The 23,866-nt window shown below is 60.0% G+C and carries 22 protein-coding genes; 10 read left to right on the top strand and 12 right to left on the bottom strand.

Features of this window, described 5'->3' with window-relative positions; translation table 11 throughout:
- Positions 1-134 precede the first annotated feature (134 nt).
- The 3 genes from rho to HBO23_RS04970 all read right to left on the bottom strand — a co-directional run bounded on the left by rho (position 135) and on the right by HBO23_RS04970 (position 2,775).
- A complete protein-coding gene (gene rho / locus HBO23_RS04980) occupies positions 135-1,394 on the bottom strand; it encodes a transcription termination factor Rho (protein WP_003176825.1) in 1,260 nt (419 codons plus the stop codon).
- A gap of 235 nt (positions 1,395-1,629) precedes the next feature.
- Positions 1,630-1,959 carry a thioredoxin TrxA gene (gene trxA, locus HBO23_RS04975; protein WP_003213989.1) on the bottom strand — a complete coding sequence of 110 codons (330 nt, stop codon included), beginning with the start codon at positions 1,957-1,959 and terminating at the stop codon, positions 1,630-1,632.
- A 120-nt stretch (positions 1,960-2,079) separates the two neighbouring features.
- Positions 2,080-2,775, bottom strand: a complete 696-nt coding sequence (locus HBO23_RS04970) for an FCD domain-containing protein (RefSeq protein WP_169988007.1) — start codon at positions 2,773-2,775, stop codon at positions 2,080-2,082.
- 256 nt (positions 2,776-3,031) lie between these two features.
- Between HBO23_RS04970 and HBO23_RS04965 the strand changes: the two genes are divergently transcribed.
- The 4 genes from HBO23_RS04965 to HBO23_RS04950 are packed head-to-tail and all read left to right on the top strand — an operon-like array spanning position 3,032 to position 5,871.
- A complete protein-coding gene (locus HBO23_RS04965) occupies positions 3,032-3,817 on the top strand; it encodes a transporter substrate-binding domain-containing protein (protein ID WP_017135251.1) in 786 nt (261 codons plus the stop codon).
- Between the two features lie 14 nt (positions 3,818-3,831).
- Positions 3,832-4,500: an amino acid ABC transporter permease gene (locus HBO23_RS04960; RefSeq protein WP_017135250.1), complete on the top strand. Its 669-nt coding sequence runs from the start codon at positions 3,832-3,834 to the stop codon at positions 4,498-4,500.
- Positions 4,497-5,147, top strand: a complete 651-nt coding sequence (locus tag HBO23_RS04955) for an amino acid ABC transporter permease (RefSeq protein WP_017135249.1) — start codon at positions 4,497-4,499, stop codon at positions 5,145-5,147. Before HBO23_RS04960 ends, HBO23_RS04955 begins: the two co-directional genes overlap by 4 nt.
- Complete coding sequence (locus HBO23_RS04950) at positions 5,134-5,871, top strand: amino acid ABC transporter ATP-binding protein (protein WP_017135248.1); 738 nt, start codon at positions 5,134-5,136, stop codon at positions 5,869-5,871. Before HBO23_RS04955 ends, HBO23_RS04950 begins: the two co-directional genes overlap by 14 nt.
- 4 nt (positions 5,872-5,875) lie before the next feature.
- Here HBO23_RS04950 and HBO23_RS04945 read toward each other — a convergent pair whose 3' ends face one another.
- The 4 genes from HBO23_RS04945 to HBO23_RS04930 form a co-directional block, all read right to left on the bottom strand.
- Entirely contained in the window at positions 5,876-6,472 is a 597-nt protein-coding gene (locus HBO23_RS04945) for a hypothetical protein (RefSeq protein ID WP_017135247.1), read from the bottom strand.
- Entirely contained in the window at positions 6,438-8,876 is a 2,439-nt protein-coding gene (locus HBO23_RS04940) for a fimbria/pilus outer membrane usher protein (RefSeq protein ID WP_099550288.1), read from the bottom strand. The genes HBO23_RS04945 and HBO23_RS04940 overlap by 35 nt, the downstream gene beginning before the upstream one ends.
- Before the next feature lie 43 nt (positions 8,877-8,919).
- A complete protein-coding gene (locus HBO23_RS04935; RefSeq protein WP_170037038.1) occupies positions 8,920-9,588 on the bottom strand; it encodes a fimbria/pilus chaperone family protein in 669 nt (222 codons plus the stop codon).
- 169 nt (positions 9,589-9,757) lie between these two features.
- The gene (locus HBO23_RS04930; protein ID WP_017135244.1) at positions 9,758-10,414 is read right to left on the bottom strand and encodes a DUF1120 domain-containing protein; all 657 of its coding nucleotides are present in this window, start codon (positions 10,412-10,414) and stop codon (positions 9,758-9,760) included.
- A 477-nt stretch (positions 10,415-10,891) separates the two neighbouring features.
- On the opposite strand from HBO23_RS04930, the gene ppx reads away from it, so the two are divergent.
- The gene (ppx, locus tag HBO23_RS04925; RefSeq protein WP_056860774.1) at positions 10,892-12,394 is read left to right on the top strand and encodes an exopolyphosphatase; all 1,503 of its coding nucleotides are present in this window, start codon (positions 10,892-10,894) and stop codon (positions 12,392-12,394) included.
- A gap of 164 nt (positions 12,395-12,558) precedes the next feature.
- On the opposite strand, the gene ppk1 is transcribed toward ppx, so the two are convergent.
- Both ppk1 and hemB read right to left on the bottom strand, forming a co-directional pair.
- Positions 12,559-14,781, bottom strand: coding sequence for a polyphosphate kinase 1 (gene ppk1, locus HBO23_RS04920; RefSeq protein ID WP_017135242.1), 2,223 nt, complete (start codon positions 14,779-14,781; stop codon positions 12,559-12,561).
- An 18-nt stretch (positions 14,782-14,799) separates the two neighbouring features.
- Entirely contained in the window at positions 14,800-15,813 is a 1,014-nt protein-coding gene (hemB, locus tag HBO23_RS04915) for a porphobilinogen synthase (RefSeq protein WP_138450130.1), read from the bottom strand.
- A 208-nt stretch (positions 15,814-16,021) separates the two neighbouring features.
- Between hemB and HBO23_RS04910 the strand changes: the two genes are divergently transcribed.
- Positions 16,022-16,657, top strand: coding sequence for a DedA family protein (locus HBO23_RS04910; RefSeq protein WP_026013544.1), 636 nt, complete (start codon positions 16,022-16,024; stop codon positions 16,655-16,657).
- Here the strand turns inward: HBO23_RS04910 and HBO23_RS04905 are convergent.
- Positions 16,638-17,873, bottom strand: a complete 1,236-nt coding sequence (locus HBO23_RS04905; RefSeq protein ID WP_017135240.1) for a sterol desaturase family protein — start codon at positions 17,871-17,873, stop codon at positions 16,638-16,640. The genes HBO23_RS04910 and HBO23_RS04905 overlap by 20 nt on opposite strands.
- 116 nt (positions 17,874-17,989) lie before the next feature.
- Between HBO23_RS04905 and elbB the strand changes: the two genes are divergently transcribed.
- Positions 17,990-18,655, top strand: coding sequence for an isoprenoid biosynthesis glyoxalase ElbB (gene elbB, locus HBO23_RS04900; protein WP_017135239.1), 666 nt, complete (start codon positions 17,990-17,992; stop codon positions 18,653-18,655).
- Positions 18,656-18,842: 187 nt separating this feature from the next.
- Here the strand turns inward: elbB and HBO23_RS04895 are convergent, their stop codons facing one another.
- Complete coding sequence (locus HBO23_RS04895; RefSeq protein ID WP_017135238.1) at positions 18,843-19,298, bottom strand: YaiI/YqxD family protein; 456 nt, start codon at positions 19,296-19,298, stop codon at positions 18,843-18,845.
- Between the two features lie 2 nt (positions 19,299-19,300).
- A complete protein-coding gene (locus HBO23_RS04890; RefSeq protein ID WP_017135237.1) occupies positions 19,301-21,196 on the bottom strand; it encodes an FTR1 family protein in 1,896 nt (631 codons plus the stop codon).
- A 268-nt stretch (positions 21,197-21,464) separates the two neighbouring features.
- Between HBO23_RS04890 and HBO23_RS04885 the strand changes: the two genes are divergently transcribed.
- The 3 genes from HBO23_RS04885 to lpoB are packed head-to-tail and all read left to right on the top strand — an operon-like array spanning position 21,465 to position 23,864.
- Positions 21,465-22,859 (top strand): hypothetical protein, encoded by a 1,395-nt coding sequence (locus HBO23_RS04885; protein WP_170036746.1) that lies wholly within the window; start codon positions 21,465-21,467, stop codon positions 22,857-22,859.
- Positions 22,860-22,869: 10 nt separating this feature from the next.
- Positions 22,870-23,241 (top strand): YcfL family protein, encoded by a 372-nt coding sequence (locus HBO23_RS04880; RefSeq protein WP_017135235.1) that lies wholly within the window; start codon positions 22,870-22,872, stop codon positions 23,239-23,241.
- Between the two features lie 35 nt (positions 23,242-23,276).
- A complete protein-coding gene (lpoB, locus tag HBO23_RS04875; protein WP_017135234.1) occupies positions 23,277-23,864 on the top strand; it encodes a penicillin-binding protein activator LpoB in 588 nt (195 codons plus the stop codon).
- The last annotated feature ends 2 nt before the right edge of the window (positions 23,865-23,866 follow it).

Below are 23,866 nucleotides of genomic sequence, written 5' to 3'. Positions count from 1 at the left end.
AAATTGAAGAGAGCGTAGGCGTACTCGCCATTTTTGTTTCTTTACTGACACTCTCGGCACACAAACCTCCCTGTTTGGCGCAAAAAAAATGGCACCCTTCAAGGGCACCATTTTCTCAGACCTGAAACGTAGTATTACTTACGCTTCATAGACAGGAAGAACTCGTCGTTGGTCTTGGTGGTTTTCAGCTTGTCGATGAGGAACTCGATGGCGGCTACTTCGTCCATCGGGTGCAGCAGCTTGCGCAGGATCCACATGCGCTGCAGTTCGTCGTCGGCGGTCAGCAACTCTTCACGGCGGGTGCCGGAGCGGTTGATGTTGATCGCAGGGAACACACGCTTTTCAGCGATACGACGGTCCAAAGGCAGTTCCATGTTACCGGTACCTTTAAACTCTTCGTAGATCACTTCATCCATCTTCGAGCCGGTTTCAACCAGCGCGGTGGCGATAATGGTCAGCGAGCCGCCTTCTTCGATGTTGCGCGCAGCACCGAAGAAACGCTTTGGTTTCTCCAGGGCGTGGGCATCGACACCACCGGTGAGTACCTTGCCGGAGCTTGGGATCACGGTGTTGTAGGCACGCGCCAGACGGGTGATGGAGTCGAGCAGAATCACCACGTCCTTCTTGTGTTCGACCAGGCGCTTGGCCTTCTCGATCACCATTTCGGCAACCTGCACGTGGCGGGTTGGCGGCTCATCGAACGTCGAGGCAACCACTTCGCCGCGCACGGTGCGCTGCATTTCGGTTACTTCTTCCGGGCGCTCATCGATCAGCAATACGATCAGGTGAACTTCCGGGTTGTTACGCGCGATGTTCGCTGCAATGTTCTGCAGCATGATGGTCTTACCGGCTTTCGGCGGTGCGACGATCAGGCCGCGCTGGCCTTTGCCGATCGGGGCGCACAGGTCGATGACACGACCGGTCAAGTCTTCGGTGGAGCCGTTACCGGCTTCCATCTTCATGCGCACGGTCGGGAACAGCGGCGTCAGGTTCTCGAAGAGAATCTTGTTCTTCGCGTTCTCAGGACGATCGAAGTTGATCGTGTCGACCTTGAGCAGGGCGAAATAACGCTCGCCTTCCTTCGGAGGACGGATCTTGCCGACGATGGTGTCACCGGTGCGCAAGTTGAAGCGACGGATCTGGCTCGGCGAGACGTAAATATCGTCTGGGCCGGCGAGATAGGAAGCGTCTGCAGAGCGGAGGAAGCCGAAGCCGTCCTGGAGAATCTCCAGCACGCCATCACCGGAGATTTCCTCGCCGCTTTTCGCGTGCTTTTTGAGCAGGGAGAAAATCACGTCCTGCTTGCGCGAACGGGCCATATTTTCTATGCCCATTTCTTCGGCCAATTGGAGCAGGTCGGTAATCGGCTTTTGCTTGAGTTCAGTCAGATTCATATAGGAATGACGTAATCATTTATGGAGGGGGGAAATTAAGCTTTTGGCTTAATGAGGCCGCGCCGCAGAGAAGGCGACAGGATCGCGTACTAATCGAAAAGGAATGCGTCGGCGACGGCTTGCAGGGGGCAGTGGAGAAACCAGTGCGGGGCCGAATGTACCACCTGAATTTCGGAGCGTCTAGCCCTGTTTCACGAAAAAGCCCCGCTATTTTGCGGGGCTTTTTTGACGACGCTTAGATGTTCGCGTCGAGGAAAGCTTGCAGCTGGGACTTCGACAGCGCGCCCACTTTAGTGGCTTCGACGTTGCCGTTCTTAAACAGCATCAGGGTCGGGATACCACGCACGCCGTGCTTGGCCGGGGTTTCCTGGTTGTCGTCGATGTTCAGCTTGGCAATGGTCAGCTTGCCTTCGTAAGTGGTCGCAATGTCGTCCAGAACAGGGGCGATCATTTTGCAAGGGCCACACCATTCAGCCCAGTAGTCAACCAGTACCGGGCCTTGAGCCTTGAGTACTTCGGCCTCAAAGGTCGCGTCGGTGACGTGCTTGATAAGATCGTTGCTCATGGATGTCTCCGGATTGTAAGCAAAAAAAACGTGGCCCATCATAGCCGCCCTTCCCCCGTTCAGGAAGCCGCCTCTGATTGAGTCTTGCTATGGCGTCGCATGAGTTTGGGTATAGCCCACTCACGGCGTCACGGGAGTCACGAAGGCGATGCCCGTGCGCAATGCCGCATTGCGCACGTGTTCCTGCATGGTTTTCTGCGCCGCAGCACTGGCGCGCCTGGCCAGGGCACGCAGGATCTTGCGGTGCTCTTGCCAAGTCTCCATGGCCCGTTCCGGTCGGATGAACGGTAGCTTCTGGCTCTCCAGGAACACCTCGGCACTGGCACTCAGGATGCTCACCATCGCCTGGTTACCGCTGGCCAGCAGGATCCGCTGATGGAACTCGAAGTCCAGCCGGGCAGCGGCTTCGAAGTCGCCAGCCTTGAGCACTTTGCGCATGGCCTCGACATTGTCTTGCAGGCTGTCCAGTTCATCGAGAGTCAACGTCACTGCCGCCAACCCCGCGGCGAACCCTTCCAGGGCGTAGCGTAACTGGAAGATATCCAGGGGCGTGGCCTGGGCAGCGAAGGGCCAGGCGAACCCCGGCGTTTCTTGCACCTCTTGCACAAACACGCCTTTACCCGGCTGCACACTCACCACGCCCAATGCACTTAAAGACGACAACGCCTCGCGCAACGATGCCCGACTCACGCCCAACTGTACCGCCAGGTCGCGCTGGGACGGCAACGCGTCACCCGCTGCAAAGCCCTGTTCCTTGATCAGTTTGCGGATGGCCTGCAGGGCCGCTTCCGGTACGGCTTGGGCGATGGAATTCATAGAAAACTCAAGGTTGCAGTCAACGGAGCGGCTAGTTGTAAAGCTATTCGCAGCCGGCGGCAAGCCGCGCCCCAAAGGGGCTCGCGAGGTTTTATCGGCGCTCGAAAAAGGTGCGAAAAACTCGCTCACTGTTCAGACCAGTAAGACCACCAGAACTCAACAAATACCAGCGTTCCAGGCCATTGGCGCCGTGATGGCATGGGCCGTGCAATGGCTCGAAACAGAATATTCCCGCGCCCTTCCCCGGAGAGTTGCCATGACCAAGCGCTACAGCGCCCTGCTCACTGCCCTGTTTGCCAGCCTGATGCTGAGCCAGGCGCCCGCCCATGCCAACGGTCTGGACGATATCGTCGCCCGCGGCACCCTCAAGGTTGCCGTGCCCCAAGACTTCCCGCCGTTCGGCTCGGTTGGCCCGGACATGAAACCCCGTGGCCTGGACGTCGACACCGCCAAGCTGCTGGCCGACCAGCTCAAGGTCAAGCTGGAACTGACCCCGGTGAACAGCACCAACCGTATCCCGTTTCTCACTACCGGCAAGGTCGACCTGGTGATTTCCAGCCTGGGCAAGAACGCCGAGCGCGAAAAGGTCATCGACTTCTCCAAGGCCTACGCGCCGTTCTACCTGGCCGTGTTCGGGCCACCTGATGCGGCCATCCACACCACCGATGACCTCAAGGGCAAGACCATCAGCGTGACCCGCGGCGCCATTGAAGACATCGAGTTGACCGCCGTCGCGCCCAAGGAAGCCACGATCAAGCGTTTCGAAGACAACAACTCAACCATCGCCGCCTACCTGGCCGGCCAGGTCGACCTGATCGCCAGCGGCAACGTGGTGATGGTGGCGATCAGCGAGCGCAGTAATAAACGTGGGCTGGAGCTGAAAGTGAAACTCAAGGATTCGCCGGTGTACGTGGGCGTTAACAAGAACGAGCCGGCGCTGCTGGAGAAGGTCAACCAGATCCTGGTCGCGGCCAAAGCCGATGGCAGCCTGGAAAAGAACGCGATGCAGTGGCTTAAAGAGCCACTGCCTGCCGATCTTTGATGCGGAGCTGATTCATGGCGTATCAATTTGACTTTGTGCCGGTGCTGGCCAATACCGACCTGCTGCTACGCGGCGCGCTGTTCACCCTTGAGCTGACGGCTATCGGCGCGATCCTCGGCGTGGCCCTGGGCACCGTCGGCGCTGTGGTGCGGGCATGGAAGATCCAGCCGTTTTCCTGGGTCTTCGGGGTGTATGTCGAGTTGATCCGCAACACGCCGTTTCTGGTGCAGTTGTTTTTCATCTTCTTCGGCCTGCCATCCCTGGGGCTGAAAATCACCGAGTGGCAAGCCGCCGTACTGGCGATGGTGATCAACCTGGGGGCGTACTCCACCGAGATCATTCGCGCCGGCATCCAGGCGGTCCCAAGCGGGCAGCTGGAAGCCGCAGCGGCATTGGCGATGACGCGTTTCGAGGCGTTTCGCCATGTGGTGCTGTTGCCGGCACTGGGCAAGGTGTGGCCGGCCCTGAGCAGCCAGATCATCATCGTGATGCTCGGCTCGGCGGTGTGCTCGCAGATCGCCACCGAAGAGCTGAGCTTTGCCGCCAACTTTATCCAGTCACGCAACTTCCGCGCGTTTGAAACCTACGCACTGACCACCCTGGTGTACCTGTGCATGGCGCTGATGATTCGCCAGTTGCTCAACTGGATCGGCCGTCGCTACGTGATGAGGAACAGCCGATGAGTGATTTCTCCTTCTGGGACATCGTGCGCAACCTCGCCACCGGCTTGCAATGGACCTTGCTGCTGTCGCTGGTGGCGTTTGTCGGTGGCGGCGTTATCGGTTTACTGGTGATGACGATGCGCATCAGCCGCAAAGCCTTCCCGCGCAATCTCGCGCGCACCTATATCGAACTGTTCCAGGGCACGCCGCTGTTGATGCAGCTGTTCCTGGTGTTTTTTGGCATCGCGCTGCTGGGTGTGGATATCTCGCCCTGGCTGGCGGCGGCGATTGCCTTGACCCTGTTTACCAGTGCTTACCTGGCCGAGATCTGGCGCGGCTGCGTCGAGTCGATTGCCCACGGGCAATGGGAAGCCTCGGCCAGCCTGGCGCTTAACCCGCTTGAACAACTGCGCTACGTGATCCTGCCGCAAGCCCTGCGCATTGCCGTGGCGCCCACCGTGGGCTTTTCGGTGCAGGTGGTCAAAGGCACCGCCGTGACCTCGATCATCGGTTTTACCGAACTGACCAAAACCGGCGGCATGCTCGCCAACGCTACCTTCGAGCCCTTTATGGTCTACGGCCTGGTGGCGCTCGGCTACTTCCTGCTCTGCTACCCCTTGTCCCTCAGTGCGCGCTACCTGGAAAGGAGACTGCATGCCTCTGCTTAGAATTTCCGCCCTGCATAAGTATTACGGCGATCACCATGTACTCAAAGGCATCGACCTGACCGTTGAAGAAGGCCAGGTGGTGGCGATCATCGGCCGCAGTGGCTCGGGCAAGTCGACCTTGCTGCGTACCCTCAATGGCCTTGAATCGATCAACGACGGGGTGATTGAGGTCGACGGCGAATACCTCGACGCCGCCCGCGCCGACCTGCGCAGCCTGCGGCAGAAAGTCGGGATGGTGTTCCAGCAGTTCAACCTGTTCCCACACCTGACCGTGGGCGAGAACGTCATGCTCGCGCCACAAGTGGTGCAGAAAGTGCCCAAGGCCAAAGCCGCCCAGCTTGCCCGGCAGATGCTGGAGCGGGTGGGGCTGGGGGAAAAATTTGATGCCTTCCCTGATCGTCTGTCCGGCGGCCAGCAGCAACGGGTCGCCATAGCCCGTGCGCTGGCCATGTCGCCCAAGGTGCTGCTGTGCGATGAAATTACCTCGGCACTGGACCCGGAGCTGGTCAATGAAGTGCTCAGTGTGGTGCGCCAATTGGCCAAGGACGGCATGACCCTGATCATGGTGACCCACGAAATGCGCTTTGCCCGGGAAGTCGGGGACAAGCTGGTGTTCATGCACCAGGGCAAGGTGCATGAAGTGGGCGACCCCAAGACCTTGTTCGCCAACCCAAAGACGCCGGAGTTCGCCAATTTCATCGGCTCGGTGGAGCAGCCGGGCTGATCGATTAACCGCCGGGCAACCATTCAAAGTGCCCCTGACCTTCGAAGACGGTCTCGTGGCGCACTGAAAAGGCATCGGGCGGTAAATACGTGTCGATCTGCACTTGTGCTGAAAAACGTGTGCCGGTCAGCGGCAAACCACCGGCTTTGGCTATCAGCACGTGACCGGGCAGTAAGTGCCCGCTGGTAGCCGTTTCTGTGGGCTGTGACGTACTCAGTTCAACGGCGCGACCATCGACCTGGGCATGCTTGAGGGCCAGGGTGAAGCTGCCCTGTCGGCCGAATCGATAGCCTTGCGTCCCCGCCGGAACACCCGTAAAGCGCAAGGCGACAGCCCCTGGTTCGGCACATACGACACTCAGCTGCAGCGTTCGCCTGCCCAGGATGATGGGCTGGCTTGCGAGCGGCTCGCCCAACAACTCCGCGCGCCGGAGCACGCCGTGGTCGACCCTTGGCTGGCTGAGGGAAAGGCGGCAGTCATTCGCCGAAGCCTCCGGGGCCGCTATCGCGAGCATGAACAACAAGCTAACGCCCAGGCACAGTCGACGCAGGGTGTATTGCGCCGATTCATTGGGCACGACATATCGCCGAAGCCGTTTCATAGAGCTTGTCCTCTGGGGATTGCGACTCAAGGTTCAGATGCAGCAGGCACGCGCGGGCAGAGCCCGGCGGCGAAACGCTGAGGATTTGCCCGTCATCCATGTTGTTCAAAAAGATCAGGCCCTCACCCACCACATTGGTCAGGTAGGTGTTGTCCGGGCCAAACACGGCAGAGCCCTGGGGCAGAGGTGTACCTTGCTCATCGCGCACCTCAAGCAGTACCCGGCGAACATTCACCACTTGGAAATCCACGGTATTGAATGATCCGCGCCCGACGGCGAGGATTTTGGTGCCGTTCTTGAGATCGACCCGCTTGGGCAAGGACTGGGTCTGCACCTCCAGGTGGCTGGTGGTATAGGCCGGCAAGCCGGGAATCACCGCATGCCCACGGTAATCGGTCCACACCGGGCCTTGTGGGGTCGTAACCTTGGCCGCTGACACTTCCCCCACCGAAAGCACACCAAAGGTGTCCTGCACTGCGTAGGGGGAAAAGGTCAGGCCGCGCGCGTGAGCCACCACGGCACCCTGCAGTTGCCCGCTGTAGCTGGTGCTCGTGGGCGTGCGGTTCACGCCCAGGCCCACACGGGTGTAGCGCGGCATCACGTCAACATTCGCGCGAACCGCTTGCTGGCGCTCCTGCAGATCCCGCTCAACCCCCACTTCGTAGTTCACATACTCATTGACCCGCTCGGACAATGCCGTGCCCATATCGGCACGGCCATTGCGGCGACTGGCGTAGGACGTCAGGCGGCGATCTTCTCCAAAGGGCACCGTGACCTGCAGGCGCAAGGACAGCCCCTCTGGCGTGACCTCATCACGTGTTTCTCGCTCACGGCTTGCGGTCTTGCGCCGCCGCGAAGCGCCCACCTGCGAGTCGGCGATCAACGCTACATCCACCTGCCTGAACCCCTTGTTCCACGAGGCAAATACATGTTCGGCAAGCTGCCCATCAAACTGCGTACTGCGTGAGTAGCTGACTGAAAAAGCCCCCAAGGTCGGTTCTGCCCAGTTGAACCCTACCGTGTACTGATTCTGGAAACGGGTCTGCAGATCATTTTTTTTCAAACCCGGGCCTGCCTCGAGGACATCGCGATAACCTGGGCTTTGGGTCGTCGCACTCAGGCTCATCTCAACACCCGCCACCAACGGGCTGCCCAGGGATACGGCACTGCGGCTGCCGTTCACACCCGCCTCACCATCGCGCGAGATGTTTTGCCGAGCACTGACGGTAACCCGCTGGAAAAACACACTGCTCATAGTGCCGCCGGCCGACTGGTACTCATCTGTACTCAATAAACCGAACCCCAGGGATGACTGCCGGCCAAGCCCCCAGGTGCCGCTGCCCATGACGACAGTCGGCGCCTCGCGGCCTTCGCTCAGCTGTTCACGTACCTTGCCAAGGGCGAAGTCAAAGCCTGGGGTTACGGCAATAGCCGCACCAAAGGAAGCCGCCGGCACCACGAAACTGCGGGTGCCGCCCCGCGTGCCGATAACGCTGACCTCCAGGTCACTGGTGCCATTGAGCAAAGGCAAGCCTGTCAGGCTGAACGGCCCCTCGGGCACTAACGTGGTATGGATCAGCGCACCGGACTGGCGCACCTCGACACGCGCCTGGCTGTGAGCCAAACCCTCCACCACCACACCATGATTGGCGCCGGCGCGGGAGACACCATCAGGAAACAGCTGTAACCCCGATAGCTGAATCCCACCGAACACCGGGCTTCGGGTAGAGATCTGGCCCACCTGGAAAGTTGACTGCAACGCCGCGATATCACGCTGGGCGTAGGCCTGCACATGCTCGCTGCTGCTTTTGCCGTTATCAGAAATATAGAACTGCCGGCTGCGGACCACCCAATTACCCAGGTTGAATCCCGCCTCGGTATAAGCCGAAACGAACCGGCTGGGGCCACTGCGCGACTGGGTCTGAAACCCGAGCACATCGTAGTTGAACAACGCCGCCGCACCGCCCTCGGAAAAACCTCCCACTTCCCATTCAGGCTCACGCAAGGACTGGGTAGGCACAACCAGCACCACTTCTTCGCTGCCCGGCTGCAACCTGACGATGGTCGCGGGGAACTCACCCACGAAATCGTGACAGGCCTGATCCGCCGAGATGCCCGATTGCACGATCGCCAAGGGCACTTTAAGGCCAGCTTTCTCCAGCAAACCCTGGGTAAAACACAGCTGCCCCTGATAATCGAAACGGGCCTCGACCAACCCCAGGGAATTCCCGTTGACCCGCAGCCCCACTATCTGCCTGCCCTCACGAAACCGCGCCGCACTGCGAAAGTAGTCGGAGACCTTCGGGTCGATGCCATAGCTGGCCAGGACAGCCAGGTCAAAGCCCTCTCCCAACTCGACTGCCAAAGCAAAACCGGGAGCACCCCACAAGGCTGCCAACCCCATGAAAAGCCCCGGGCGGCGAACCGTCAGTCCAGTCATCGAACGCTTAGCGCCCATGACCCAGAACATCTGCCTGGTAGTCATCGACAGCAAACCCGAAGGTCGTGGCCGGCTGCAGCACCACCGAGGACACCTCGGCCACAGGCCCTTGGGTATTGAGCGTCAACACCTCACCCGGCAGGATATAAGTGCGGGGCAGCAAGCCGGTTTGTTTCAGCGGATTAAGCTGCACTTCCAATCCCATGCGCACCACATAGGCACTGTCGTTATGCACGCTCAAGCGATCACCCTGGCGCTTCCACTTGAGCAGTTCCCAAGGTGCCTGGTGCCGGGGCAAACCTGCCGGGTGCAGGATCAGCGGCAAGTTTTGACGCAGGGTGATACCAATGGTCGCACCACCGGGCTCACGCGCCTGGGGAATCCCCTCGAAGGACACGCGCTTGAGGCGTTGAGTCTTGAGCGGCGACTTCAGGGTGCTGATAAAACGGACCAGTTGCGTTTCCCCTGGCTCCACGCGAGCAATGGGCGGGGTGACGATCAACAGGGTTTCAAGATCCTCGGGCACATTTTCTATGACGGAGTGCAGTAACGCAGGGGTTGGATCAGTGTTTTTTATATTGATCGTGGCTTCGCCATTCTCCTCATAAAGAATGACAACCGTTGTTTCAGGCAACATACCGTCGGCATGGGCTACGCTATACAGCAACAAAGCCATACAACACGATATGAAACCAATTATTCTTGAAAGACCGTTCACCGAGTTCTCCCTGGAACATTCACAAACAAATGAGTACGTGTAATTGCACAGCTACATGAAAACAGCCGATAACTAATAAGAGTCCCCCTGACTGACTCTGCCTCGCTATCGACTGTTGCTCAAACGTTTAGATGTAATCCAGAACCAGCGTCGCGTGACCATCCAACGCAATATTGCCGGTAAGGTTCAGATCACTTGCGCGATTGATCACCGCTTTGACGGCAATAACACCGGTTAGCTGAGAGATCGAAGCTGGCGCATTGACAGCGCCGTTACGCCAGGAATGCTGGTTAGGTGTCTGGGAAACCTTACCGTCGCTGGCTTGCCAGGCTGCGTCCTTGCTCGACCGTACAATCGGGTTGAGCGCCACACCGTTGGACGTCAGGTTTCTGAGGGTGACCGAATAGCCGCCGGTGCGCCTGCCACCATACGTACCGAGACCATAGTTTTGGGCTTCGGTGTAGCCAGCGCCCAATATGCCAGTAACTTTACTGGAGGCCCGCAAGTCAGTGACAGACAAGAAAAACCTGGCAGGTGTAGTACCGCAATTGACGACCAGCGAAGTGGAACGCTCCGCAAGTGGGTTGAAATTCGTCTGGGACAATTGATTGGCTCGAATCGTGCCATAGTCGATAACCCCGCCGGCGCTAACGCTCATACTGCAAGCCGCCGGAATAATGGTGCCCTTGACGATCAGGTTGCCGGTCGGGTTGGTAGTTGCATAGGCGCCTACACTGGCAAACAGGCACGCAATCCCCACGGCCAAACCAAATACTTTTTTCATCTTTTACCCGTCATTAGAAGTTAACAGACGTTACTTATTAAAGGCTGAAAAGCTCCGCTTCTAAAACACGACATTCCCTGACATAAAACGCCATAAACAAATAACACCACGGCATCATTGCCGACGGGCAGTCTCGCTTGTAAGTGACCTAAAAAAGAATAGGAGAGCACGTCAACTGCTGTCCGAATACAACAAAAATATGACCACCCTTTTCAACTGCATCAGTAGTCATAACTAAAAAACCGAGCAGAACAAATACAAAACCCTTGTAAGGAAAGTCCCGAGAGTTTTTATAGGCATAAATTTAATACCTCGTACCTAGCCTTAAGTTTATTCGCTAGAGCAAAGGAGAATCGCCCTACATCTCCAACAGGCATTGCCTCCCGCACCGACAGGAAGATTCCTGAAGCACAACGCGTTGGCGCCAGCGGTCGATCGTGGCACGATGGTCGGGTTATCGACCGAGACCCCCAAACCATGCCGCAATCCCAAGCCAAGAATTTGTCCCTGATCGCCGCCATCGACCTGGGCTCCAACAGCTTTCACATGGTCGTGGCCAAGGCCCAGAACGGCGAAATCCGCATCCTTGAGCGGCTCGGCGAGAAAGTTCAACTGGCTGCCGGCATCGACGACCAGCGCCAGCTCAATGAAGAATCCATGCAGCGCGGCCTCGACTGCCTCAAGCGTTTTGCCCAACTGATCAACGGCATGCCATTGGGCGCCGTGCGAATTGTCGGCACCAACGCCCTGCGTGAGGCGCGCAACCGTGTCGAATTCATCCGCCGCGCCGAAGAAATCCTCGGGCACCCGGTAGAAGTCATCTCCGGCCGGGAAGAAGCGCGCCTTATCTACCTGGGCGTGTCCCACACCCTGGCCGACACGCCCGGCAAGCGCCTGGTGGCGGATATCGGCGGCGGCAGTACCGAGTTCATCATCGGGCAAAGATTCGAGCCATTGCTGCGCGAGAGCCTGCAAATGGGCTGCGTGAGCTTTACCCAGCGCTATTTCAAGGACGGCAAGATCACTCCGGCACGCTATGCCCAGGCCTACACGGCCGCGCGGCTGGAGATCATGAGCATCGAGCATGCGCTGCACCGCTTGACCTGGGATGAAGCCATCGGCTCGTCCGGCACCATCCGCGCCATCGGCCTGGCCCTCAAAGCCGGCGGCCATGGCACCGGTGAGGTCAACGCCGAAGGCCTGGCATGGCTCAAGCGCAAACTGTTCAAGCTGGGCGATGCCGAGAAAATCGACTTCGACGGCATCAAGCCCGACCGTCGTACCATCTTCCCGGCTGGCCTTGCGATTCTCGAAGCGATTTTCGACGCCCTCGAACTGCAACGTATGGACCACTGCGACGGCGCCCTGCGCGAAGGCGTGCTGTATGACCTGCTGGGCCGCCATCACCACGAAGACGTGCGTGAGCGCACCCTCACCTCGTTGATGGAGCGTTATCACGTCGACCTGGAACAAGCGGCCCGGGTGGAACGCAAAGCCCTGCACGCCTTTGACCAGGTAGCCGAGGACTGGGACCTGGAAGACGGCGTCTGGCGCGAACTGCTGGGCTGGGCCGCCAAGGTGCATGAAGTGGGCCTGGACATCGCCCACTACCATTACCACAAGCACGGCGCCTACCTGATCGAGCACTCGGACCTCGCCGGTTTCTCCCGCGAAGACCAACAGATGCTCGCCCTGCTGGTGCGTGGCCATCGCCGCAACATTCCCAAGGACAAATTTGCCGAGTTCGGCGACGAAGGCATCAAGCTGATCCGCCTGTGCGTGCTGCTGCGCTTTGCGATCCTGTTCCACCACATCCGTGGCACCCAGGAAATGCCCCAAGTCACCCTGCGCGCGCATGGCGACAGCCTGGACGTGGTGTTCCCCAAAGGCTGGCTGGATGAAAACCAGCTGACCCAGGCGGACTTTGCCCAGGAAGCGGAGTGGTTGACGCGGGTGGGGTTCAGCCTGAACTTGCGCTAAAGCGCGCTGCAAAACACAGGTGTGAGCGCGCTTGCTGTGGCGAGCAAGCTTGCTTGCGCTGGGGTGCGTAGCGCCCCCAAAAAGCCGGAGACTGCTGCGCAGTCAACGGGAGCAAGCTCCCTCGCCACAGCAAGCCCGCTCCCACATTAGGTTTGTGCAGGCTTTTAGTTCACCGCAAGAATCGGGCTACCCAGCTTCTCCAGCAACGTCGCCTGCGCACTGCGCGGGTTCTGGTTGCCGGTTGGCGTATTGCGCACGTAGCGGCCGTCCGATTGCAGGCTCCAGCTGTGGGTGTTATCGGTGAGGTAGCTTTCCAGCTCTTTCTTGACCCGCATGATCAGCTTCTTGCCTTCGACCGGGAAGCAGGTCTCCACACGCTTGTCGAGGTTGCGCTCCATCCAGTCGGCACTGGAGAGGAACATCTGCTCCTCGCCGCCATTGAGGAAGTAGAACACCCGCGTGTGCTCCAGGAAGCGGCCGATGATCGAGCGCACATGGATGTTATGTGACACACCCACAATGCCAGGGCGCAGGCAGCACATGCCACGCACCACCAGGTCGATGCGCACCCCGGACTGGCTGGCCTTGTACAGCGCGCGGATGATCTTCGGATCGGTCAGCGAGTTGAACTTGGCGATGATGTGCGCCGGCTTGCCGTCGAGGGCGAACTGGGTTTCGCGGGCAATCATGTCGAGCATGCCCTTCTTGAGCGTAAACGGCGCGTGCAACAGCTTCTTCATGCGCAAGGTCTTGCCCATGCCGATCAACTGGCTGAACAACTTGCCGACGTCTTCACACAAGGCGTCGTCAGAAGTGAGCAAGCTGTAGTCGGTGTAGAGCTTGGCGTTGCCGGCGTGATAGTTACCGGTGCCCAAGTGGGCATAACGCACGATCTCACCAGCTTCGCGACGCAGGATAAGCATCATCTTGGCGTGGGTCTTGAAGCCGACCACGCCGTAGATCACCACCGCACCGGCCGCTTGCAGGCGGCTGGCCAGTTGCAGGTTGGACTCTTCGTCAAACCGCGCACGCAGCTCGATCACCGCCGTGACTTCCTTGCCGTTACGCGCAGCGTCTACCAGCGCATCGACGATTTCCGAGTTGGCGCCAGAGCGGTACAGGGTCTGGCGCACAGCCAACACATGCGGGTCCTTGGCGGCCTGGCGCAGCAGGTCGACCACTGGCGTGAACGACTCGAACGGGTGCAACAGCAGAATGTCCTGCTTGCTCACCACGCTGAAAATGTTCTCGCTGTTTTGCAGCAGTTTCGGGATCTGCGGCGTGAACGGCGTGTATTGCAGCTCCGGGTGGCTGTCCAGGCCGGTGATGCTGAACAGACGCGTCAGGTTCACCGGGCCATTGACCTGGTACAGCTCGGACTCGGCCAGGTTGAACTGCTTGAGCAGGTAGTCCGACAGGTGTTTGGGGCAGGTGTCAGCCACTTCCAGGCGCACCGCGTCGCCATAGCGCCGCGAGAACAGCTCGCCGCGCAGGGCGCGGGCCAAGTCTTCGACGTCTTCGGAGTCCAGCGCCAGGTCGGCGTTACGGGTCAGGCGGAACTGATAGCAGCCCTTGACCTTCATACCCTGGAACAGGTCATCGGCATGCGCGTGGATCATCGACGAGAGGAATACATAGTTATCGCCAGCGCCCCCTACTTCTTCCGGTACCTTGATGATCCGTGGCAACAGACGCGGCGCCGGGATGATCGCCAGGCCAGAATCGCGACCGAAGGCATCGATGCCTTCCAGCTCAACAATAAAGTTGAGGCTCTTGTTCACCAGCAACGGGAACGGGTGCGTCGGGTCGAGGCCGATCGGGGTGATGATCGGTGAAATCTCGTCACGGAAGTAGCGACGCACCCAGGTCTTGATCTTGGTGGTCCAGTGACGACGACGGATGAAGCGGACCTGATGTTTTTCCAGTTCCGGCAGCAGGATGTCGTTGAGGATCGCGTATTGGCGGTCCACATGGCCGTGCACCAGCTCGCTGATGCGCGCCAGGGCCTGATGCGGCTGCAGGCCGTCGGCACCGGCTTGTTCGCGGGCAAAGGTGATTTGCTTTTTGAGGCCGGCAACGCGGATCTCGAAGAACTCGTCCAGGTTGCTGGAGAAGATCAGCAGGAATTTAAGCCGCTCCAGCAGTGGGTAGGACTCATCCAGCGCCTGCTCCAGCACGCGGATGTTGAATTGCAGTTGTGACAGCTCACGATGGATGTACAGGCTGCTGTCATCCAGGTTGGTCACCGCTGCCACCGGGGCCGGCGCGGGCGCTTCAGCCACCACAGCAGGCGCAGCCGGCTCCAGCTCCGGTGGGGTTTCGGCGATTTGTTCAACCACCGGGTGAGCGTCTTTTACAGCAACTTCGGAGAGTCCTTCGGTATTCATCGAGTGTTCCTGTGAGGGCTATTGTTGCTCTCTAAGCAATTGGGCAGCGCGGGCGGCGAAGTAGGTCAGAATGCCATCAGCACCCGCACGTTTAAAGGCAGTCAGGGATTCGAGGATCACCCCTTCACTCAACCAACCATTCTGGATCGCGGCCATGTGCATGGCGTATTCACCGCTGACCTGATAGACAAAGGTCGGCACCTTGAATTCCTCTTTGACCCGATAAAGGATGTCCAGGTAAGGCATCCCGGGCTTGACCATCACCATGTCGGCGCCTTCGGCCAGGTCGGCCGCCACTTCGTGCAGCGCTTCATGGCTGTTGGCCGGGTCCATCTGGTACGAGGCCTTGTTGGCCTTGCCCAGGTTCAACGCCGAACCCACCGCATCGCGGAACGGGCCGTAATAGGCGCTGGCGTACTTGGCCGAGTAGGCCATGATGCGCACATTGACGTGGCCGGCCAGTTCCAGGGCTTCGCGGATCGCCTGGATGCGGCCGTCCATCATGTCCGACGGTGCCACCACCTGGGCGCCTGCTGCGGCATGGGACAAGGCCTGCTTGACCAGCGCATCGACGGTGATGTCGTTCTGAACATAGCCGTCTTCGTCGAGAATGCCATCCTGGCCGTGGGTGGTGAACGGGTCCAGCGCCACGTCGGTGATCACCCCCAGTTCCGGGAACCGCTCACGCAAGGCCCGGGTGGCGCGCTGGGCGATGCCATCCGGGTTCCAGGCTTCGGCGGCGTCGAGGGACTTGAGCTCGGCCGGTGTCACCGGGAACAGCGCCAATGCCGGAATCCCCAGTTCAACCCAACCGGCTGCCTCTTCAAGCAGCAAATCAATGGTCAAGCGCTCCACGCCCGGCATCGACGCCACAGCCTCCCGACGATTTTCGCCGTCCAGCACAAACACCGGCAGGATCAGATCATTCGGCGTCAGTACATTTTCACGTACAAGGCGGCGAGAAAAATCATCACGGCGATTGCGTCGCAGACGGGTGGCGGGGAACAGGCGATTGGCAGGGGTAAAGCTCACGACAGACTCCTGAGCCCGCGTTTACGGGCGAGCGTTGCAGTTATAAGCGGCCATTATGACGAAGGAATGACAGTTGTGCTTATCGATGCGACCTGTAGTCGCATTCGTCGTTTATGTAGGAATTGTTCACTTCGTGACACATCTCGATACTTTCATGAATGTTCACGAAGGCGTAGGCTGCGCGTTCATTTCGCCAGCACCCCAGACCATGCTTCAACAATTTCTGCATGACTTCGGCTACTTTGCGCTCTTCCTGGGCACCTTCTTTGAAGGCGAAACCATTTTGGTTCTCGCAGGCTTCCTGGCGTTCCGTGGCTACATGGATATCAACCTGGTGGTGGTCGTTGCCTTTTTTGGCAGCTATGCCGGCGACCAGCTGTGGTATTTCCTGGGGCGCAAACACGGGCGCAAGCTGCTGGCGCGCAAACCGCGTTGGCAATTGATGGGTGACAAGGCCCTGGAACATATCCGCAAGCACCCGGATATCTGGGTGCTGAGCTTCCGCTTCGTTTATGGGTTGCGCACCGTGATGCCGGTGGCGATTGGCCTGTCGGGCTACCCGCCGGCCCGCTACTTGATCCTCAACGGTATCGGCGCCGCCATCTGGGCCGCGGCCTTGGGCGCGGCGGCCTACCACTTCGGTGCGGTGCTGGAAGGCATGCTCGGCAGCGTCAAGAAATACGAGCTGTGGGTGCTGGGCGCGTTGCTATTGTTGGGCTTTGGCCTGTGGCTGCGCCGGCGCTTCAAGAACGCGCGTATCGCCCGCGAAGCCTGTGCTGAGGCCAAGGCCCGGCTGGCTGCCGAGCAGGCGCCGGAGCAACCGCCTAAGACGCCAGTCGAGTAAGCCGGCTTCTGCAACAGTAAAGGCCGATCGCACTGAGCAAGCTGTAACTCACCAGGCCCAGCCAGCCCAGGCTGCTGGCCGGCCACAAGCCGACCAGCGGCGCCAGCCACACCAACGGCACATTCAGTCCCAGGCGCACCAGCTCGGCTTTCAGCGCCCACGGCCGATTCTCCAGGGCCACGCCCAAGGTGAACAGCCCCAGCGCCATCGCACTCCAGCCCAGCACCAGCGCCGCCGTGGGCAGCCCCTCGCCGAAATTCATCAGGTAACTGCCAAACCCTACATACGCTGCAAATTGCAGGGCGATATATACCTGCTGGCGCGCGTCCAGCGGCACCTCGAATTTACGGAACTGGCTCAAGTCGGGCTTGGCCATCGGGTACTTGGCTTTCACGTCCGCCGGGCGCCAGCCGGTGCGCATGAACCAGATACGCAGCTTGTCCCACCAGCTCTCAGTGCGCCGCGCATCACTCCACAACTGTGCATAAAACTGCAGGTTGGCCCATAGCGGGTTCCAACTGGCCAACGGCGTGGTTACGCCGAAGATCACCGGCTCGTTATCGTCTTCTTCCTGGAAGCTGCCGAACAGGCGGTCCCAAATAATGAACACCCCGCCGTAGTTGCGATCCATGTAGAGAGCGTTTTGCGCATGGTGGGCACGATGATTGGACGGCGTGACGAAAAACCACTCGAACCAGCCGAGCTTGGGCACGTGACGGGTGTGTACCCAGAATTGATACAGGAGATTGAGCGAGGCCACGCTGATAAACACCACCAGCGGCACGCCCACGACGGCCAGGGGCAAGTAGAAGATCCAGCTCAGCAGGAAGCCGGTACTGGTCTGGCGCAACGCGGTGGTGAGGTTGTAGTCCTCGCTCTGGTGATGCACCGAGTGCGCAGCCCAGAGGATGTTGCGCTCATGGCCGCAGCGGTGCAGCCAGTAGTAACAGAAGTCGTAAAACACAAAGGCGAACACCCAGGTCCACACGCTTTGGGCAGGCAGCTCAATCAGCGCCAGGTGCTTGAGGGCAAACGCGTAGGTCAGCAGGCCCACGCCTTTGGTCAACAACCCGGTGGTGGTGGACAGCACACCAGTGCTGAGGCTGTTGATGGCGTCCGCCACCCGATAATTGCGTTCACCGCGCCAGCGATCGGCCAGCAGCTCGACCACGATCAAGGCAATAAAAAACGGTACCGCGTAAGGCACGAAGTCCATGGGCTAGTCCGATGTATTTTTGTTACATCAAGATTAGGTGTAGCCGCAGGAGATCCCATTGGCAACAGGTGACAAATTAGTAGACATTTAACGCCACAAAAACAGGAGAGATGCCCATGAGCAAAAAGATTGCAGTGATCCTTTCCGGCTGCGGCGTGTACGACGGCGCAGAGATTCATGAAAGTGTGATCACGCTGCTGCGCCTGGATCAGCGCGGCGCTCAGGTCCAATGTTTTGCGCCAGACATTGCGCAGCTGCACGTGATCAACCACCTTACCGGTGAAGAGATGCCCGAGTCGCGCAATGTGCTGGTGGAGTCGGCGCGCATCGCTCGAGGTGAGGTGAAAGACATTCGTGAAGCCAACGCCGACGAGTTCGACGCACTGATCGTGCCTGGCGGGTTTGGCGCAGCGAAGAATCTCTCGAACTTTGCCGTGGAGGGCGCCGGTTGCAGCGTCAACCCGCAAGTGCTGGAGCTGGCCGAAGCCTTTGCCGAAGCCGGCAAGCCTGTGGGACTGATCTGCATCTCGCCAGCCCTGGCCGCAAAAATCTACGGCCCCGGCGTGACCTGCACCATCGGCAACTGCCCCGACACGGCGGCGGCCCTGGACAAGATGGGCGCCACTCATCAGGAGTGCGCTGTCGAGGATATCGTCGAGGACAAGGCCCGCAAGCTGGTGACCACGCCGGCCTACATGCTCGGCAAGCGCATCAGCGAGGTGGCGTCAGGCATCAACAAGTTGGTGGATCGCGTGCTGGAACTGACCCACGAGAATGATTAACCCGCGATAAATGGGGTGGCGAGCAGGCTTGCCCTGCGCTGGGTGGCGAAGCCGCCCCAATTCAGGCCGCGCGGTGTGTCAGGCTGGGCGAGGTTGTGGGGTCTAGGGCTGCTGCGCAGCCCAACGCAGGGCAAGCCTGCTCGCCACAACAAGCCCAGCTGCTACAACAAACCCACTCACTGCAAGGTCAGGCCTGGCGCATTAATCGGGTGAGGATACGATCCAGCGCATTGGCAAACGCCTGCTTGTCCTTTTCCCCATGGGGCGGTGGGCCGCCGCCCATCTGGCCCTGCTCACGCAGGTCAGTGAACAGGTTGCGCACCGCCAGCCGTTCACTCATGTTCGCCGGGCTGAACTCCTTGCCGCGGGGGTCGAGGGCTGTGACGCCCTTCTTCACCAGGCGGTCGGCCAACGGCACGTCGCTGCAGATCACCAACTCACCGGGCACGGCGTGCTCCACCAGATAGTCATCCGCCGCGTCCGGGCCGCTGGGCACCACGATCAGCTTCACACAGGCAAAGCTCGGCTTGATCTGGCTCTGACCCGCCACCAGCACCACTTCGAACTGGCGCTTGAGCGCGAACTTCACCACTTGGTCCTTGGCTGCTCGCGGGCAGGCGTCTGCATCGATCCACACCCGCATGCTTATGCCACCACTCGACGCTTCTCGGCCAGGCGACTGCGGCCGTACAGCACCACAATCGCCAGGATCGCCACAGCCTGCGCACTCAACGAGTACGCATCGGCGTGAATGCCCAGCCAGTCGAAATCAAAGAACGCCACCGGCCGTGTGCCGAAGATGCCCGCTTCCTGCAAGGCCTTGACGCCGTGCCCGGCGAACACCACCGACAGCGCGCACAGCAGCGCCGCGTTGATACCGAAGAACAACGCCAGCGGCAGTTTCGCCGAGCCGCGCAGGATCACCCACGCCAACCCTACCAGTAGCACCAGCGCCGTGGCGCCGCCCGCCAGTACCGCGTTGTGTCCGGCAGGACCCGCCTGCAGCCACAGGGTTTCGTAGAACAGGATCACCTCGAACAGCTCGCGGTATACCGAGAAAAACGCCAGCATCGCGAAACCGAAACGGCCACCGCCACCGACCAGGCTGCTCTTGATGTAATCCTGCCAGGCCGCCGCGTGGCGTCGGTCATGCATCCATACGCCCAGCCACAACACCATCACACTGGCGAACAACGCCGTGCAGCCTTCGAGCAATTCGCGCTGGGCGCCGCTCACGTCGATCACATATGCCGCCAGTGCCCAGGTCGCCAAGCCAGCCAGCAGCGCCAAACCCCAGCCGACGTTGACACTGCGCACCGCCGATTGCTGGCCGGTGTTACGCAGGAACGCCAGGATCGCCGCCAGTACCAGGATCGCCTCAAGGCCTTCGCGCAGCAGAATCAGCAAACCAGAGATGTAGCTCAGCGACCAGCTCAGGCCATCACTGCCCAACAATCCGGCGGATTCGGTGAGTTTGCCTTTGGCCACGTCCAGGCGCTGTTGCACCTGCTCGACCGGCAGGCCGTCCTGCAACGACTGCCGGTAGGCCATCAAGGCTTTCTCGGTGTCTTTACGCACGTTGGCGTCGACGTTATCCAGGGAGCTTTCTACCAGCTCAAAGCCTTCCAGGTACGCTGCGACCGAAAGGTCATAGGCCTGTTCGTGATCGCCGTTGCGGAACGCGGCGAGGCTCTTGTCCAACGTGGTCGCGGTGTAGTCGAGCAACTGCGCCGGGCCACGCTTAACCTGTGGCGGCTGCGCACGCTGGGCGCGGAACGTCGCGGCAGCGGCTGGGCCACTGGCTGCCAGCACCTCGTTGGGGGTTTGGCGAGCGAGGTCGGCAAGGTTGAAAGGCTGTTCGCTTTTGGCGGCAGCCGGGTCGGCGGTGAAGCCTGCAATGTAGGTGGCCAGGTCCCAGCGCTGACGGTCATCCAGTTGGTCGGCGAAGGACGGCATGTCGGTGCCTTCAACACCCAGGCCCAACGTGTTGTAAATCGCGTAGAGACTCAGGCGGTCCAGACGTACCGCATCGCGCAGGTTCGCTGGCGGCGGCGTCATGCCCGTGGACGCCGGGCCATCACCCGCACCGGCAGTACCGTGGCACACCGAGCAGTGCTGGGCGTACAGCGGCGCCCCCCGCGCAGGGTCTGGCGTGATAGCCGGTGCCTGGCTGACTTCATAGGCCACCGCCAACTTGGCGCCCAGCTGACGGGCTTGGCGGGCGACGGTCGCGCCGTCCTGGTGAGCGGATACAGCCGCTAACAATTCGTCGACGCCCTTGACCAACTCGGCGCGCTCCGGCCTTTGCGGCAGCTCGGCCACCAGCCCCTGCAACACCCCGAGAAACTCTACTTGTTCGCGATATTCGGATTCATCGATAACCTTGCCCGCCTCCACCGTCGGAGGGTAGTCAGCGCCAATGTAGTCCAACAAATGCAGGGCTTGTGGGGCGCCCTCGGCAGTCGCGGCCAGCAGGTTGAAGCTGCATGACATCAAGGCTGGCAGCAGCAACCAGGCGAGAAAACGGATGGGGGCAATCATGAATGAATCTCAAAGGGAAATACGAAGTAACACATTGTTGAATTTTAAAGCGTTTGACTCAAGGCGTTCGTGATTTGGCGCCTGTGAGCCCCGTGCAATCAAGAGACAAGCAATGGCATCTCAGCGCCACTTGCAGCGGCAAAAAGCCATTGTTTTGCCAGCAATGACGCCTATAATGCCGCGCCCTGTTATTGCAAAAGGGAATTTATTTCCTCGTTTTTATGAGGAATTTGCACATCAGCCGATCACTCTCAGGGAAGAAGTTTGCATGGCATTTCGCGCCTTAACCCCGCTCACACTGGCGGCGGTTACCTTGCTCTCCGGTTGTTCAATGTTTCGCAGCTACGACACCGAGCTGCAAGCCACCAACCAGCAGTTGGCCACCGGTAACGTCGACGGCGCCCTGACCCTGCTGGAAAAAAACAACACCGGCGAAGACAAGGACCTGCTCTACTTCTTTGAAAAGGGCGAGTTGTTGCGCGCCAAAGGCGACCTCACCGGCAGCCAGACCGCCTGGCGCAGCGCCGACCTGCAAGTGTTCAAGTGGGAAGAATCGGTCAAGTTCGACAGCGAAAAGTACCTCGCCCAGTTCGGCAGCTTCCTGGTCAACGACAAGGTGCGTCGCTACGAAGGTTATGACTACGAAAAAGTCATGCTGACCACCCAGATGGCCCTGAACCTGCTGGCCCTGAATGATTTCGACGGCGCCCGCACCGAGATCAAGAAGACCCACGAGCGCGAAGCCGTAATCGCCGACCTGCGGGACAAGGAATACTTAAAGCGCGAAAACGAAGCCGAGCGCCAGGGCGTCACTACCCAGATCAAAGACCTGCGCGGCTACCCGGTGGAAGCGCTGGACGCGCCGGAAGTGGTCGGCCTGAAGAACAGTTACCAGAGTGCGTTCAGCCATTACCTGGCAGGCTTTGTCTACGAAGCCCTGGGTGAAAAAGACCTGGCTGCACCGGGCTATCGCAAGGCTGCCGAGTTGCGCCCCAACACACCGCTGCTGGAACAGGCGTTGTTGGACCTGGACAAGTCCAAGGTCGGCGCCGACGAGACCGATGTACTCATCGTGGTGCAGAGTGGCCTGGCACCGGCGCGTGACTCGATCCGCCTGCCGCTGCCGATTCCGATTGACGGCCACTTGGTGATCACCCCGCTGTCGTTCCCGGTGATCAAGGCCGACACTTCCACCCAGGCCTTCGGCCAGATCGGCGTCGACGGAAAACAGCAGAACCTCACCGCGCTCAACAGCACCACCGCCATGTCCCGCCGCGCCCTGCGTGACGACATGCCGGGGATCATCCTGCGCACCACTGTGCGTGCGGTCAGCCGTGGCGTGACACAAAACAACCTGAACAAGACCAACCCCATGGCGGGGCTGGTGCTGGGCATCGCCTCGGCCGTGACCGAAGGCGCCGACACCCGCACCTGGCGCACCCTGCCGGACATGACCCAAGTGACACGCCTGCGCCTCAAGCACGGCGAGCACCAAGTCAGCTTGCCCAACGCACTGGGCGGCACGCGGGTGACGGTCAAGGCCGACCAGCGCTATCAGGTCATCACCCTGCGCGTGGTCGGCAACCAGGTGTTCGCCGGTGGCCTTGCAGCCCATGTGGTGCCGAGCACTTCCGTCCAGGCTATCGCCCTCAAACAACCTTAAGGAGCACGCTATGCGTCATTTCATCCTCGGCGCCCTGGCGCTGGTCCTGCTCGCCGGCTGCGCCACTGCGCCGCCACCGGAACCCGGCAGCGCCGCCAGCAAAATCGTGGTGATGGGCAAGTTCAAGGGCATCGCCGTCGGCGCCATTCGCGTGGCCCGCGAAAATGGCTTCCTGACCGCCAAGGTGCAGTTGAGCAACATCACCAGCAGCAACCAGATGATGTATTACCGCTTCGCCTGGCTGGGTGCCGATGGTTTCCCGGTGGGTGATGAAGAAACCTGGAAAGTGCTGAACCTGTACGCCAACCAGGCAACGTTCCTGCCTGCGATCGCCAACCTGCCCCAGGCCGCTGACTTCCGTCTCGAAGTGAAAACCCCTTGAGCCGCTGCGCTAACCGTATTCAGAGAGATTTCCCCATGTTTGCACGCTTCTCGATTCTCGCCCTCGTTGCCCTTCTGGCCAGCGGTTGCTCCAACACCTCGCCGGTACTCGGCGGCAAGAACATCAGCTACGGCGACTCCAAGGCCGTGGAACTGGTGACCAACGAGTTCGGCTCCACCGACCTGCAGATGATTGCCGAGAGCATGACCCGCTCCCTGGCCCAGTCCGGCATCCTGCAAGGCCGCCCGGTGGTACAGGTCTATGACGTGAAGAACAAGACCAGCGAGTACATCGATACCCGCGAGATCACCACGTCGATCAAGACCCAGCTGATGAAAACCGGCACCGCGCGTTTCGCCAGCGATAACACCGACATGCAAAGCCAGGTCGACCAGCTCAAGCTGCAAAACCAGAGCGGCCTGTACAAGAAATCCACGGTGAGCAAGACCGGCAACATGGTCGCCGCCAAATACCGCCTGGAAGGTTCCATCAGCTCCATCGTCAAGCGCAGCTCGGACTACAAGGACGTGTTCTACAAGTTCAGCCTGCAACTGATCGACGTTGAAAGCGGCCTGGCCGAATGGATGGACGAGAAAGAAATCCGCAAGACCACGGAGCGCTAAGC

The sequence above is a fragment of the Pseudomonas sp. WS 5532 genome (genome assembly GCF_012985445.1).
GTDB lineage: Bacteria > Pseudomonadota > Gammaproteobacteria > Pseudomonadales > Pseudomonadaceae > Aquipseudomonas > Aquipseudomonas edaphica.
The sequence above is the reverse complement of the archived record's forward strand: the minus strand, read 5'-3'. Positions and strand labels throughout refer to the sequence as shown.